Here is a 12,885-nt window from a genome sequence, read left to right on the forward strand (position 1 = left end):
AAGCCGGCAATCAGGGGGCATGGTCGGCCGGGCGTTCCGGTGCCGGACCTCGGGGCGGCGCCATTGCCGCCCGCGACGATCACGGGTTTTCCGGACGTGGCGGACAGGGACGACTGATTCAACCACTCTGACCTGCGGAAACCATAGAACGATCCTCGCCTGTGGTTGCACGATCCTCGCATGGACGTCCTGCAGAACCGGCAGCCAGAATTGCCCGACGTTCAATCCGGATGACCCATTCCAGCCGCGATCGTTTCTGGTAATCGCCCTCCAAAATGTCCTAGCGACGATATGGCGATCAACGCGCAATACAGTGTTGCATCCCATGCTATTCCGGCAATTTCACCTCGCGCGGCGTCTTGTCCGGACGCAAGCCGCGCCAGCTGGGGTGGCGCAGGCCCTCCGGGGTGGCTTCGCGATATTCGATGTCGGCGACCAAAACGGGCTCCACCCAATGCGCCGCGGCCGCGATCGCGCGCGGCGGCGGGACATCGAACGGAGTGTCCGGCCGGGACAGCTCGTTCAGGCGGGCTTGCAAGGAGCGGCGATCGGGCATCGTCCATCCGGTGCCGACATTGCCGATATGCACCAGCTGGTCACGGTCGTTGTAGGCGCCGAGCGCGAGCGAACCGAACGTCGCGGAGAACCGCCCCGTACCCGGCAGCCAGCCCGCGACGACGACCTCCGTGGTCTTACGCAGCGGCGTCTTGATCCATACCGGCGAGCGGCGACCGGGGTAGTACGCGGAATCGAGACGCTTGGCGACGATCCCTTCCAGACCGTGCTCGCGGGCGACATCCATCAGAACCATGGGGTCGATATCGGCGTAGTAGGGCGGGGTGCGGGCGAGAGGGCGATCGAGCGCGAGTTCCGCCAGGCGCTCACGTCGTTCGGTGTAGGGCAACGACAGGAGGGAGACTTCGCCGACGGTCAGCAAATCAAAGGCCAAGTATTGCGCGGGAAATGCGCGCAGCAATTCCGCACTCGGCGAGACCACGTGCATCCGCCGTTGCAGGCGGCCGAAAGACGGCGCCCCCGTCGCGGGATCGGGGGCGACGATCTCCCCGTCGAGAATCAGCCCGCCGCGCTCGCCCAGATCCGCGAGCACCGCGCTGAGCTCGGGAAACGAGCCGCTGAGATCGCGATTGTTGCGACTGTAGAGCCGGCACTCCCCGTCCCGGCACCGCGCGATGGCGCGAATGCCGTCCCACTTCATCTCGAAGGCCCACCGGCCATGGTCCCGCGGCGGCCGTCCGGAGACGGCCAGCATCGGCGCCGGCGCTGACAGCACACCATCAGCATATCTTCAGCAAACAAGCGCGCGGCATGCTCGGGCGTCGGCCCGGAGTCACAATCCGAGCTTGGTGACCGCGTTGTCTTCCAGGGGGTTGGCGGTGCGGATGTAGCCGTGGACGGTGCGCGGGTTGGTCCAGCGGCCCTGACGCATGATCTCCCGGTCGCTGGCGCCGCCGAGCGCGGCCTGGGTGGCGAACCCGGCGCGCAGCGAATGGCCGGAGAACAGGTCGGGGTCGAGTCCGGCCCGGGCGGCATAACGCTTGACCAGTTCGGCGACCGCGCGGCCGGACATGGCGTGGTCGCCGATCCCGCCGTGCCGGTTGATGGTGGGGAAGACCGGCAGATCCGCGTCGGTGAGGGTGGTGCCGGTGAAGCCGTGGCAACGGTGGATGTCGGCCGACCTCGCGGGACTGTCGGCGAGCCAGGCGCGCACGCCGGAAGTTCCTGCGGCGGCGTGTATTTCGCGCAGTCGCAGCCAATCGGCGAAGGCGCAGACCGGACAGGTCGCGGGGCGGCGGCCGCGGGGGAGGGCCACGCGTTGTTCGGCCGCACCGGTGGGGTCGGTCTTCGTCGCGGGCAGCCGGATCAGCAGGAGCGGTTCGCCGGTCGTGTGGTCGACTCCGACCTCGACGTCGCCGATACGCAGCCCGGCCAGTTCACTGCGGCGCAGGGCGCCCGCGAAACCGATGAGCAGCGCGAGCGCATCCCGCCGCCGGGCGGGTTCGGCGGGCCAGCCCGGTTCGGGCAGCCCGCCGAGCAGTTGGTCGAGAGTGTGCAGCAGGACAGGGCGTTTGCGTTTGGGTTTGGTCCGCCGGGTGCGGCGGATGCCGCGCAGGGTCAGCCGCACGACATCCGATCGAGTCGGTGACGGCAGGCCATTCGCCGCGTGCACCGCCGCGATGGCCGCCGACTTTCGCTCCAGAGTCGCGGGGCTGAAGGCCCATTCGCCGCCGGCGCGGCGCGCGTCGGCGGCCGCGGCGAGATAGACGGCCACGTCCAGCGCGTCGGCGGGCAAAGCCTGGCGCCCTTCGGTGGCGCACCACGCCGACCACGCCACCCAATCCGCCCGATAGGCGCGCAGTGTGTTCGCCGATTGCGACGCCTCGAGATACCGGCGCAGCGAACCGGCTTGATCGTCGTCGAAGCGGTCGCGCACCAACCGCAGTGCCGCTGCGTCGACCAGCACGCTGCGCACACCACGGCGTAACTCGGTGCGCACCGAGTCCGGGACCGCCACAACGCTGGATCGATCGTCCACGACTCGGCTCCCGCGTTCCTATCGGTGACTGACTTTCGCCCTTCGGCATTCGGCGCAGGAAGTCAGCCTACGGCACTGCGGTGCGGCCTCAGCGCGGATCCTCTCGGTGAGCGCCCCTTCGAAGCGTTTGGCACGGCTCCATGCTCGCCGACTCGCCAGAGCAGATGAGAACCGACAGCCGACTCGTGGCGAGGGGGTACCCAGTTTTTCACCCGTTTCGTTGATATTTCGTTTCGTCGCAACCAACGCTACTAAACGAAATAGAATCCGTGGCAGAAGAACGAATCGGGGAATCTGACCGCCGATAAGGTTCACTTATCGGAGGTCAGATCTAGCGGTCTCAGCCGACCGGAATTGCTGCCGTATCCACGCTCGGTGAAGTCCACAACGTCGACCACGGCCGAGCGGCGGTGTTCGACGGGTGCAATGGACGAACGTGAGATCGAATGCCGGACGGTCGATTACCACGATTCGATCAGCGGGACATCGTGCTCCTGCCGCTGCCATTGCGTGGTGAGGCGACGGAGTCGGTCCGGGGCGGCGATGCCGCGCACGCGTGCGATCTTGTCGTCACGGATCTCCAGGATCGTGACGCCCACGACCCGGTCGCCGAGTGTGGCGAGCATGGCCGGGCAGCCGTTGACCACGGCGGCATGGATCGAGGGCGAGCCACCGGCGAGTCTGCGCTTGGCCGGCGACGGTTTGAAACCGGCCCGCACCGCGCCGGCGATCCGCTCCGGCGTCGAGTACCGGATCAGTTTCTCGGCCGTCCCCAGCCCGGCGCCGTCGGAAATGCCGGTCGCGTCGTCGGTCAAAAGCGCCACCAGCCGTTCGGTCCGGCCCGAGGAAGCGGCATCGACAAAGGCTTCGACGATTCGGCGCGCGGCGGCGTGGTCGATGTCGGCGCCGTTGCGGGCGGCGGATATTCGACGCTTGGCTCGGTGGGCGTGTTGCTGGCTTGCGGACTCGGTGATGCCGAGAATGTCGGCTATCTCGGCGTGGCTGTACGCGAAAGCCTCGCGCAGCACGTAGACGGCCCGTTCGACCGGCGACAGACGCTCCATGAGCGTCAGCACCGCCAAGGTCACCGATTCGCGCTGCTCGACGGTGTCGGCCGGGCCCAGCATCGGGTCACCGTCCAGGAGCGGTTCGGGCATCCAGGCGCCGACCGCGCGTTCGCGCCGAACCTTCGCCGAACGGAGCCGGTCGAGCGCCAGGTTGGTGACGATCTTGGTCAGCCAGGCCTCGGGCACCTCGACGTGCTCCTGGTCGGCCGCCTGCCACCGCAGGAACGCGTCCTGCACCGTGTCCTCGGCGTCGGCGGCCGAGCCGAGCAGGCGGTAGGCGAGCGAGGCCAGCCGATTCCGGCTGGCCTCGAAACGCGCCACGGTGGCCGTGTCCATGAGCACGACTCTATGCGGCGACCACGTCGTGCGAGTGCTCTCGGGCGGGGGCCGAGCGGTACCGGTGACTCGGCATTCCGAAGGTCGGGTGACTCAGGGCCCAGGCGGCGGTGTCGAGGATCGCCGACTTGACGCGCGCGGCCGTCCGGCCACGAAGGGCCCACGACTTCGATCGCGCGGCACCGTCGACCGGCTGGTAGATCGCGTCTTTGCGGCCGAGGCTGATGTGGTTGCCGACATACGACATCGCGAACGTCGGGATATCGCGCCCGGTCCGGTCCCCGATGATCGCGGCCGTCGCCTGCTTGCTCGTGGGTCCCGCGGAAGCGCAGGACATCGGCAACGGCCGACCGTTGTCACCGATGACGAAGACGCTGTCACCGGCGACATAGATATCCGGGTGCGAGACCGACCGCATGTGCCGGTCGACGGTGATCTGGCCGTTGGGTTCCACCGCGAGGCCGCTGGCGGCGGCGATCGGGTGGACGGCGAAGCCTGCGGCCCACACGGTCGCGTCGGAGGCGAAAGCGGTGCCGTCGGCGGCGAGCGCCGCCGCCTGTTCGACGCGCACGATGCTGGTGTGCTCGTGGACGGTGATACCGAACCGGTCGAAGGAACGCAGCAGGTGACGACGGGCCTTCGTGCCCAGCCAGCCGCCCAGTTCGCCGCTGGTGGCGAGGCCGACCCGAAGTCCTGGACGGGATTCGGCGATCTCGGTGGCGGCCTCGATCGCGGTCAGGTTGCCGCCGACCACCAGCACCTTCCCGTCCGCGCCCAGCTCGTCCAGGCGTGCGCGCAGGCGCAGCGCGGCCGGTCGCGCAGCCACGTGGAAGGCATGGCCATCGACGCCGGGAACGCCGTGGTCGGCGGCGGTGCTGCCGAGCGTGTAGAGGAGGGTGTCGTATTCGAGCCGGTCGATGCCGTTGCCATCGGCGACGGTGACGGTCCGGTGCTCGGCGTCGATGGTGGTTACCCGCGCGACTCGTAGCCGGATACCGGTGCCCGCGAATATCTCCGCCAGCGGCCGGTGGCGGAGATCCTGGCCGGCGGCGAGCTGATGCAGGCGCAGCCGCTCGATGAAATCGGGTTCGGCGTTGACGACGGTGATCTCGAAGTCCTCGGGGTGAAGTCGGCGCGCCAGGTATCCGGCGGAGAAGGCTCCGGCGTATCCGGCCCCGAGGACGACGATGCGGTGCTTCATGGTTCGCTCCTGTCTGGGTTCGCGTGCTCCCTGAACGAGACAGCCCCCGAATTCCTGACAGCATCAACCGGTGACGTGGGTCACCGCTGAGGCTTCGGCAGACGAATGACGTCGGCCGAGGGATACGGCGCTGCGATGACGCCCTGATCCGGCGAGCCCGCGGATGCGCGCCTTCTATGGGTGCCGGCCACATCGAGATCGGCCGGGCATGGGAGTGTGGCCTGCCCGGTGGGCAACCCACGCGAGGACGTGCAGGCCGGAGTGCGCTCGAGCGCGTTCTGCGGTCGTAGTGAAAGCACCTGCTCACCGCGCCTGCCGCGCAGGGCAGCATCCTGGCAGCTGGACATTTCCGCTGCCGACCGCGATTCACCGAGCGGCCGAGCTCGGGCTCGGGCGGTGAGACAGACGCTACGATCTGGCCGTGTCGAAGGTGTGCAACTATCCGGGCTGCTCCCGTCCCATCACGAGTGCAGCGGGGCCCGGCCGTCCCTCCGAGTACTGTGATCGGCCGGATCACACGCGATGGCGCGCGTGGCGGGAACGGCAACGGCAGCAACAGGAATCCGAGGCGGCAGCTGCTCCCGTCACTGTGACGCAACCGGGGCCGGTGACTGTCGCGCGGTTGCGCGCCGATGAACTGCTCACCCAATTCCGCGGGCTCGCCGAGCAGTTGAACACCACGCTCAGCGCCGCCGTCGCAGAGTTGTCCACGCTCGCCGACCCGGCGATCGCCGAAGCCCAGGTGCAAGCAGTACAGGTCGACGCCGCACGGCGGATCGCCGAGGCGGAGGGCGCGGCCGTGGCGGCCGAGCAGGCCCGGCGGGAGGCGCACGAGGCCAGGGAACTCGCCGAGTCCGCCGCCGACGACGCGGCGAGCGCTGCCGAGCAGGCCGAAGCACGGATCGCGGAGGCCGATGCGGCGCGCGACGACGCGCTGCGCGAAGTCGAACGAGTCACCAAGCAGGCAGCAGACGAGGTGTTCGCGGCCCGCAGCGCCGCGGAAGCCGAGATACGCACCGTGCGCCGTGAGTCCGCCGAGCAGGCCGAACGCCTCGAACAGCAAGCCGCGGAAAAGGTTCAGCGAGCCGAACGCCGCGCCGAGGCCGACATCGCGCAGGCCCGGCGGGAAGCGGCGGCACAGATCGCGGCCGCCCACTCCGAACGCGATCTCGCCGCCCAGCGCGCAGCCGACGCCGAACGAGCGGCCGAGCGAGCCGAACGCACCGCCGCCGAACGTGCCGAAGCCGCCGACGAGGCACGAGCCGAATGGCGGCGAGTACGCGCTGAACTCGACGCCACCCGCAGCGAGCTCGCCGACACCCGTCGCGCCACGGCGGCCGAACTCGCCTCCGTCCGCGCCGAGGCCGCAGCCGCCGTCGAGAAGGTGCGTGTGGAAGCCGCGCAACGTCTGGAAGCGCTGGACGAAGCCCGCGCCCAGACCCTCGCGCGCGCCGAACGCGCCGAAGCCCAACTGGACGAACTCCTCGCCGAAACTCGCCGCAAGCCGCCCGCTACCGAACCGGAACGGCGCAGTGACGCGTGATCGGCCCGCTGCGGTGCCGACCACATTCTCGGTACAGCAGTGTGGCCTAGAGAAAGGATGATCCGGCATGTCCGTCGTTCACCGGACCACCATGGTCCCCACCAAGATGGAACTGCTTGCCTCGTGGTTGCCCAGTCGTGCCTGGTATCGCGGGGCGAACCAGGCGGATCTCCGGAAAGCCGGTGGATTCCGGCTCGACGACCCGGAGGGGGAAGTCGGGATCGAATTCCTGGCGGTCACAGATCACTCCGGAGCGCGGCCGTGCACCTATCACGTTCCGCTGACTTACCGGGGCTCGCCCCTACCGCAGGCCGCCGACGCGCTCGTGGGCACTTCCGAACACGGTGTGCTCGGCACCCGGTGGGTGTACGACGCCACCCGTGACCCGGTGGCGGTGGCCCAGATCGTCGCCTTGCTCACCGGAAAGGCGCGACCGCAGGCCCAGAACGAAAGCAACGCGCCGGATTCCTCGGTCACCGTCCGCAGTGACGACACGCTCTCGCTCACACAAGGATTCGGTGTCGCCCGAGACGAATCGGTGTGCACCGATATCCCGGTGGGCGAGCGGACCGTGCGAGTCCACCGCCTTCTGCAGGTAGCGGAACCGGCCGTCGCCGGTCATGTCATCGCCCCTTGGCTACTACATGACGGCACTACCGTCACCGGCGTATTCATCGAGCTGGCTGCGTAATTCGAGGATGTCCGGCAGACCTACCGGACACCCGCGCGTGGATGACGGTGCCGTGGTGAGGCAAACGAGCCGCTAACCGTAACTCCGGTCATATCATGTAGCTATGCCCGAAACCGAAGTTCGAGGGCGTACGGAACCACTGGCCGGCGCGGTCCGGCAGACGGTACTGGTGGCCGGTGCCTGCTCGATGATCATGGGTGTGGCTCTAGCGGTGTGGCCGCACAAGTCGCTGCCGGCAGCGGAACTGCTGTCCGGCTGCTATTTACTGCTCAACAGCGTCCTGCAATCGGTCGTGGCGGTCGGTGCCCGCTTCGCCACGCCGTTACGAGTGCTCGTGCTGGTCAGTGGCATAGTGTCGGCTCTGCTGGCGGCGTTGTGCTTCGCGGGCGGGAATTCCACTCCGCTGCTGTCGTTCTGGATCGGATTGGCCTGGGCGATCCGCGGGATCTGCCACGCCACGGTCGCGGTCTGGGTCGACGACCTGACCCGGCGCGGATGGCACGAGCTGTTCGGACTGGTCACGCTGGCGTTCGGCGTGCTGGTGAGCGCGGTGCTGTTCGAGTCGCCGGACGCGCTCGGCTGGGTGGCCGGGCCGTGCCTGGTCGCGATCGGGACGATGGAAGCTCTGTTCGCCACGGGTTCCCGGCGTGACGTGGTCACGATGCCGGGCGTGGTGCCGAGCTTGCGCCTGGATGGCTGAGCACGAGAACACATCCGGTGGCGAGCCGTGTCCTGTCCAGGTTGACTGGGCGTTATGGCATCCCAGCACTTCGCGCTCCGGTCACCCGCGGAGCTGATCGTGATCACCCACGGCGTCGACACCGCAATCACGCCGATCGCTCTGAACGACAGTCGCGGCGCGCAATCACGTCTGGCGGAACTGCTCCCGCCCGGTGGTGAACTCGTGCGGATCTTCGGACCGGCCAACCGTTTGGAGCGCAGACTCACCGGCACCCCGCACCTGGAGACGGGCGGGGCATACCTCAACTACTTCTTCGTCCGCGGTGTCACCGGCGAACTCGACGAGCTGGCCGCGCGCCTGCGAGCCGCCGACGAGGTGGCGGCGGCATATGTGAAGCCGCCCGCCGAACCGCCTCTCGCGCCGGAAGGCGCGCGAGCGATCACCGGCCGCTCCGCTGCCGAGGCGCCGCCGGTGACGCCGGATTTCGCGGTGCGGCAGGGGTACTTGGACGCGGCTCCGCAGGGCATCGATGCCCGGTGGGCCTGGACGGTACCCGGGGGCCGCGGGACCGGCGTTCGCGTGGTGGATATCGAGGGCGCGTGGCGGTTCACCCACGAGGACTTGCAGGTCAACCAAGGCGGGGTGATCGGCGGCAGTCCCTCACCGCAGCAGGGCTGGCGCGACCACGGCACCGCGGTCGCCGGGGTGATCAGCGGCGACGTGAATGCCTACGGGATCACCGGGATCGTTCCCGAGGCCTACATCCGTGCGGTGTCGATCTTCGGATCCGGTTCGGCCGCCGCGATCCGCTCCGCTGCGGATGCGCTGAACACCGGCGATGTGATGCTGCTCGAACTGCACCGTCCCGGCCCCCGATTCGCCTACGCCAACCGGCCGGATCAACGGGGCTACATCGCGATCGAATGGTGGCCCGACGACGCCGCGGCGATCCGCTACGCGGTCGGCAAAGGCGTCATCGTGGTGGAGGCGGGCGGTAACGGCGGCGAGGATCTCGACGACGCGATCTACGACACCCGCCCGGCGGAGTTCCCGGATACTTGGCGCAATCCGTTCCGCGGCGGCGCGGCCGACTCCGGCGCGATCGTCGTCGGAGCCGGTGCACCCCCACCCGGCTTCCACGGCCGCGACCACGGCCCGGCCCGATCCCGCCTCTCCTTCTCCAATTACGGGGAACGGGTCGACGTGCAAGGCTGGGGACTGGAAGTCACCACCACCGGGTACGGCGACCTGCAAGGCGGACCCGACGAGGACCTCTGGTACACCGACGTATTCGCCGGAACGTCGAGCGCGTCGCCGATCGTGGTCGGCGCGGTCACGAGCTTCCAGGGAATGAGCGCGGCCGCGGCCGGACGCAAGACGCCCGCGGAGGTGCGTGCGCGGCTGCGGGACACCGGCTCGCCGCAGACCGATGCGCCGGAACGTCCCGCGACCCAGCGCATCGGCAATCTGCCGGATCTGAAGTCGATGATCCTGCCGCGATAGGCCGTCGGGGGACCATCCCACCGGGGACGAAGTACTCGGACTCAGTCGAGTGACCAGTGCTGGTTCAGTCGATTACGCCAAGTGAAATCCGGTCGGTGATTAGTTGACAGGAATGGAATCCAGCTCAGGCAGCAGCTGATGGCCTACCGGCAGCGACTCACTCGGCAACGGTGCTCGATCGCGTCGGCGGGGAGGAGCTACAGCTCGGGCCCGGTCGGCACTTCAGCGATGGTCGACCGGGCCGTGCCCTGACCGGTCACGATGATCACTCCACGCGCGCGGCCAGCAGCAATTCGAGCAGCACCTGGGCGAATTCGGCGGGTGCGTCGGTGAATCCGCTGTGGCCGCCGGGAAACTCGGTGAGCGGAATGTTCAGCTGCGCGGCGAGTGTCTGCGCGGGACGGTAGGGGAGCTTGCCCTTGCTTTCCCGGCCCGCGCCCAGCACGAGGCGATCGATGACCGGCCTCAAGGCCGCCACATCGGGCAGATGCGAGGTGATCGTGCGCAATTCGTGTTCCATGTTGCGCGGTGCGTTGGCGTGCAGACGTTCGATCATCGCCGCGGCGCGCGGCGAGAGCTGGGCGGTGTCGGGCATGTTTACGCCTCCGCCGATGCCTTCGAGGAAGCGGGCGCCCGCCGCGGCGAGACCGTCGGTGACGAACAGTTCGTACACCTCGTCGACGAACGCCTTGTGTTCGGCGGCGTCGGGCAGCACGCCGAAAGACGGTGGCTCGTGTGCGATCACCAGCCGTAACCGCTGGGGATGGCGGGCGAGCAGATCGAGCGCGACCACCGCGCCGCCGCTGCCGCCGAACACGTAGGCGTCTTCACCCGCAGGCGTGAGGCGCTCCAGCAGGAGGTGGGCGTCCTCGCTCTGCACGTGGACCTCGATATCGGCCGGTGGGCCGGGGTCGAGCACGCTGCGGGAGTAGCCGCGCGGGTCGATGGTGACCACGGTGAAGTGTCGCGCGAGCGGTTCGAGGATGGGGTCGAAGACCGCCGCGTCGCCTCCGCTTCCCGGTAGCAACAGCAGCACCGGCCCGGCGCCGCTCACCTCGTAGTACAGCGTGGCTCCCGGTACGCGCAGAGTGCCGGATCTCATTGTTTCTCCTTGTTCTCGGCCGGCCACTGCTCGAGGGTGACGTGCAGGGCATCGATGATGCGTTCCCAGGAGTCGGCCGTGGAGCGCGTGTGTCCGAATCCGCCGGTCGCCTCGAGAACGCTGTAGCCGTGAAAGGTGCTGCGCAGCAATCGCACGGCGTCCGTCTGGTCGGGTTCGGCCAAACCGTAGGCGCGCAGCATGCTGTAGGTCAGTTCGACGGCGCGCAGCGCGCCGGTCGCGGTGCGCGCGACTTCCGGATCGAACGGGAGTTGCGTCGCGGCGTACCGGCCGGGGTAGCGCAGGGCGTAGTCCCGCCAAGCGTGGGCGTAAGCGGCGAGTGCGTGGCGTCCGGCGCGACCGGCCACCGCGGCCGCGATCAGCTCGGTCTTCTCCGTGGCCGCCAGCACGGCGACGCGCGCGCGGAGGTCGCGCAGATTCTTGACGTGGGAATACAGGCTCGCGTCCTGCACGCCGAACTTCTTGGCCACCGCCGACATGGTGACGTTGTCCAGTCCGATGTCGTCGGCGAGATCTGCCGCGGCGCGGGTGATTCGCTCCGCGGTCAGCCCGGCTCGAGCCATCATGCGCGCCTCCATTCCTAGTTCTACTAGTTTATAACCTAGGAGCCTTAGGTTTGCAAAGTCGAGGAGGTGCTTCGGCAGGCACACCGGTATTCGGGCTACGAACCGCTGCCTTGCCCAACGGACCTTTGGAAGCGTCCGTCGTCGAGGCGTGGCAAACCGATCAGCTGGCCCGGCGAACCGTCGCAGCTTGTTCCGGAAGTGGATTCGGCCTGACGTTGGCCACGGAGCGCCGCGACGATCGAACGTTCGCGAACCGCATGGCCGACCGATGTCACCGAGTCGGCATTCCGCCGGCAAGTCCATCCGGACAACCTCGGCGCCCCGACCGAAGCCGCACGAATCGGCTCACAAAGTGAATCGCCGTCCCTTCGCGGCCCATTCGCCCCGGCCCCGCGGGGTGATGGACCAGCGGCCGCGATGCTGACAATCCATGATCAGACCGCGCGACTGCAGGCGCAGCAATGCGCTGCGGACCGTCCATGAGGTCAGTCGCGCCTGCTGAGCCAGTTGCTCGACGGTGAGCAATCCTCCTGGCGCCAGCACACCCAGCACCGCGAAATCGGCGGCAGTCCTGGGTCGTCTCATCATATCGCAGCCCTTTCCCTCGGGGAGAAGGCAACCCAGGAATCGACTGAGGCTCGGCGGCCGGAGTTGCCGAATCGACGGTAGAAGCCACACCGACACCCTCGCCATGACTTTGCGCGACTTTGCGAATCGCGTTGACCGGCAGCGCCTCCGGTGGGGACGATTGCACGACATCGTCCGTCAGCTCTCGCAAAGGATCAGCTATGAACCTGCGACTTCTCGGATCCGGATCCGATCATGGAGCTTGTCCCGCCGTGTACGCCACCGACACCGGCGTGCTCGTGGTGCAGGGCGATGCCACCGACCGCACCGGGACGGTCCTCGTGCCGCACCAGTTGCTGGACTGGCTGGAACCGGGCATGTGGCTACGGGTGGAGGCGAGCGGAACGTGCGGTTCGGTGCTGGTAGCCGGTGAACCGGTCACCGATCCGGAACTGCTCGCCCAGCTGACCCTCGACTGTCACGAAACCGCCGTGGTGGTGCGCTGATGTTGCACGTCGTCGGCGACCGCTGTTTCGAGCCGCTCTTCCGGGCGGCTCGATTCCGTGCCTTCCATCTGGAGGTTCGAGACCACTACGTGATGGAGGACGAGCAGGAAGCCTTGCGCCGCTTCGATGCCGGAGTAGCGTACGAGCGAGAGGAACAGCCCGAGTCGTGGAAAGCCTGGGACGCTCTGATGGTCGAGTCAGCCACGCGCGGGGTCACGCTCGAGCGGCTGCGCGTCGTGACCGTCCCGCACACCGGCTACACCCGATGGCTGGTGTCGGCGACCGACGACAACATCGCCACCGGCGAGACCGTGCGCTGGCTGCCGCGGCATCTGATCGACCCACTCGATCTGCCCTCCGACGATTACTGGCTGTTCGACACGAACCTCCTCGCCTTCAACACCTTCGCGGAGAACGGGGCGTTCATGGGGCTGTCGATCACCACCGACCCGGCGCTGATCGCCCGCTACCTGCAGGTGCGGGAACGACTGTGGCCCAAGGGCATCGATCATCAACGATATTCCGAGAGTGAGCACGTACCCGAGTGAA

The 12,885-nt window shown here is 68.2% G+C and carries 13 protein-coding genes; 6 read left to right on the forward strand and 7 right to left on the reverse strand.

Translation table 11 applies throughout. The features are described 5' to 3' along the window. Positions 1-328: 328 nt before the first annotated feature. The 4 genes from ligD to QMG86_RS13150 all read right to left on the reverse strand — a co-directional run bounded on the left by ligD (position 329) and on the right by QMG86_RS13150 (position 5,158). Positions 329-1,270: a non-homologous end-joining DNA ligase gene (ligD, locus tag QMG86_RS13135; protein ID WP_281880938.1), complete on the reverse strand. Its 942-nt coding sequence runs from the start codon at positions 1,268-1,270 to the stop codon at positions 329-331. 78 nt (positions 1,271-1,348) lie between these two features. Beyond that, a complete protein-coding gene (locus QMG86_RS13140; protein ID WP_281879790.1) occupies positions 1,349-2,554 on the reverse strand; it encodes a site-specific integrase in 1,206 nt (401 codons plus the stop codon). 461 nt (positions 2,555-3,015) lie between these two features. After that, the gene (locus QMG86_RS13145; protein WP_281879791.1) at positions 3,016-3,957 is read right to left on the reverse strand and encodes a sigma-70 family RNA polymerase sigma factor; all 942 of its coding nucleotides are present in this window, start codon (positions 3,955-3,957) and stop codon (positions 3,016-3,018) included. Positions 3,958-3,967: 10 nt separating this feature from the next. Further along, positions 3,968-5,158 carry an NAD(P)/FAD-dependent oxidoreductase gene (locus tag QMG86_RS13150; protein ID WP_281879792.1) on the reverse strand — a complete coding sequence of 397 codons (1,191 nt, stop codon included), beginning with the start codon at positions 5,156-5,158 and terminating at the stop codon, positions 3,968-3,970. 607 nt (positions 5,159-5,765) lie between these two features. Here QMG86_RS13150 and QMG86_RS13155 point away from each other — a divergent pair. From QMG86_RS13155 to QMG86_RS13170, 4 genes are all read left to right on the forward strand, one after another. Further along, entirely contained in the window at positions 5,766-6,701 is a 936-nt protein-coding gene (locus QMG86_RS13155; protein ID WP_281879793.1) for a hypothetical protein, read from the forward strand. 67 nt (positions 6,702-6,768) lie between these two features. After that, positions 6,769-7,392 carry a maltokinase N-terminal cap-like domain-containing protein gene (locus QMG86_RS13160; protein ID WP_281879794.1) on the forward strand — a complete coding sequence of 208 codons (624 nt, stop codon included), beginning with the start codon at positions 6,769-6,771 and terminating at the stop codon, positions 7,390-7,392. Between the two features lie 103 nt (positions 7,393-7,495). After that, on the forward strand, positions 7,496-8,092 hold the full coding sequence (locus tag QMG86_RS13165) for a DUF308 domain-containing protein (RefSeq protein WP_281879795.1): 597 nt from the start codon (positions 7,496-7,498) through the stop codon (positions 8,090-8,092). Positions 8,093-8,146: 54 nt separating this feature from the next. Next, on the forward strand, positions 8,147-9,577 hold the full coding sequence (locus tag QMG86_RS13170; protein ID WP_281879797.1) for a S8 family serine peptidase: 1,431 nt from the start codon (positions 8,147-8,149) through the stop codon (positions 9,575-9,577). A 265-nt stretch (positions 9,578-9,842) separates the two neighbouring features. On the opposite strand, the gene QMG86_RS13175 is transcribed toward QMG86_RS13170, so the two are convergent. The 3 genes from QMG86_RS13175 to QMG86_RS13185 form a co-directional block, all read right to left on the reverse strand. Beyond that, positions 9,843-10,679 (reverse strand): alpha/beta fold hydrolase, encoded by an 837-nt coding sequence (locus QMG86_RS13175; RefSeq protein ID WP_281879799.1) that lies wholly within the window; start codon positions 10,677-10,679, stop codon positions 9,843-9,845. Then, positions 10,676-11,263, reverse strand: a complete 588-nt coding sequence (locus QMG86_RS13180) for a TetR/AcrR family transcriptional regulator (RefSeq protein WP_350356385.1) — start codon at positions 11,261-11,263, stop codon at positions 10,676-10,678. The genes QMG86_RS13175 and QMG86_RS13180 overlap by 4 nt, the downstream gene beginning before the upstream one ends. Before the next feature lie 345 nt (positions 11,264-11,608). Then, positions 11,609-11,848 carry a GntR family transcriptional regulator gene (locus QMG86_RS13185; RefSeq protein ID WP_281879800.1) on the reverse strand — a complete coding sequence of 80 codons (240 nt, stop codon included), beginning with the start codon at positions 11,846-11,848 and terminating at the stop codon, positions 11,609-11,611. A gap of 203 nt (positions 11,849-12,051) precedes the next feature. Here QMG86_RS13185 and QMG86_RS13190 point away from each other — a divergent pair, with 203 nt between their 5' ends. Both QMG86_RS13190 and QMG86_RS13195 read left to right on the forward strand, forming a co-directional pair. After that, on the forward strand, positions 12,052-12,336 hold the full coding sequence (locus QMG86_RS13190; RefSeq protein WP_159840714.1) for a hypothetical protein: 285 nt from the start codon (positions 12,052-12,054) through the stop codon (positions 12,334-12,336). Continuing rightward, a complete protein-coding gene (locus QMG86_RS13195) occupies positions 12,336-12,884 on the forward strand; it encodes a DUF6879 family protein (protein ID WP_281879801.1) in 549 nt (182 codons plus the stop codon). Before QMG86_RS13190 ends, QMG86_RS13195 begins: the two co-directional genes overlap by 1 nt. The last annotated feature ends 1 nt before the right edge of the window (position 12,885 follow it).

The sequence above is a fragment of the Nocardia sputorum genome, assembly GCF_027924405.1.
Lineage (GTDB): Bacteria > Actinomycetota > Actinomycetes > Mycobacteriales > Mycobacteriaceae > Nocardia > Nocardia sputorum.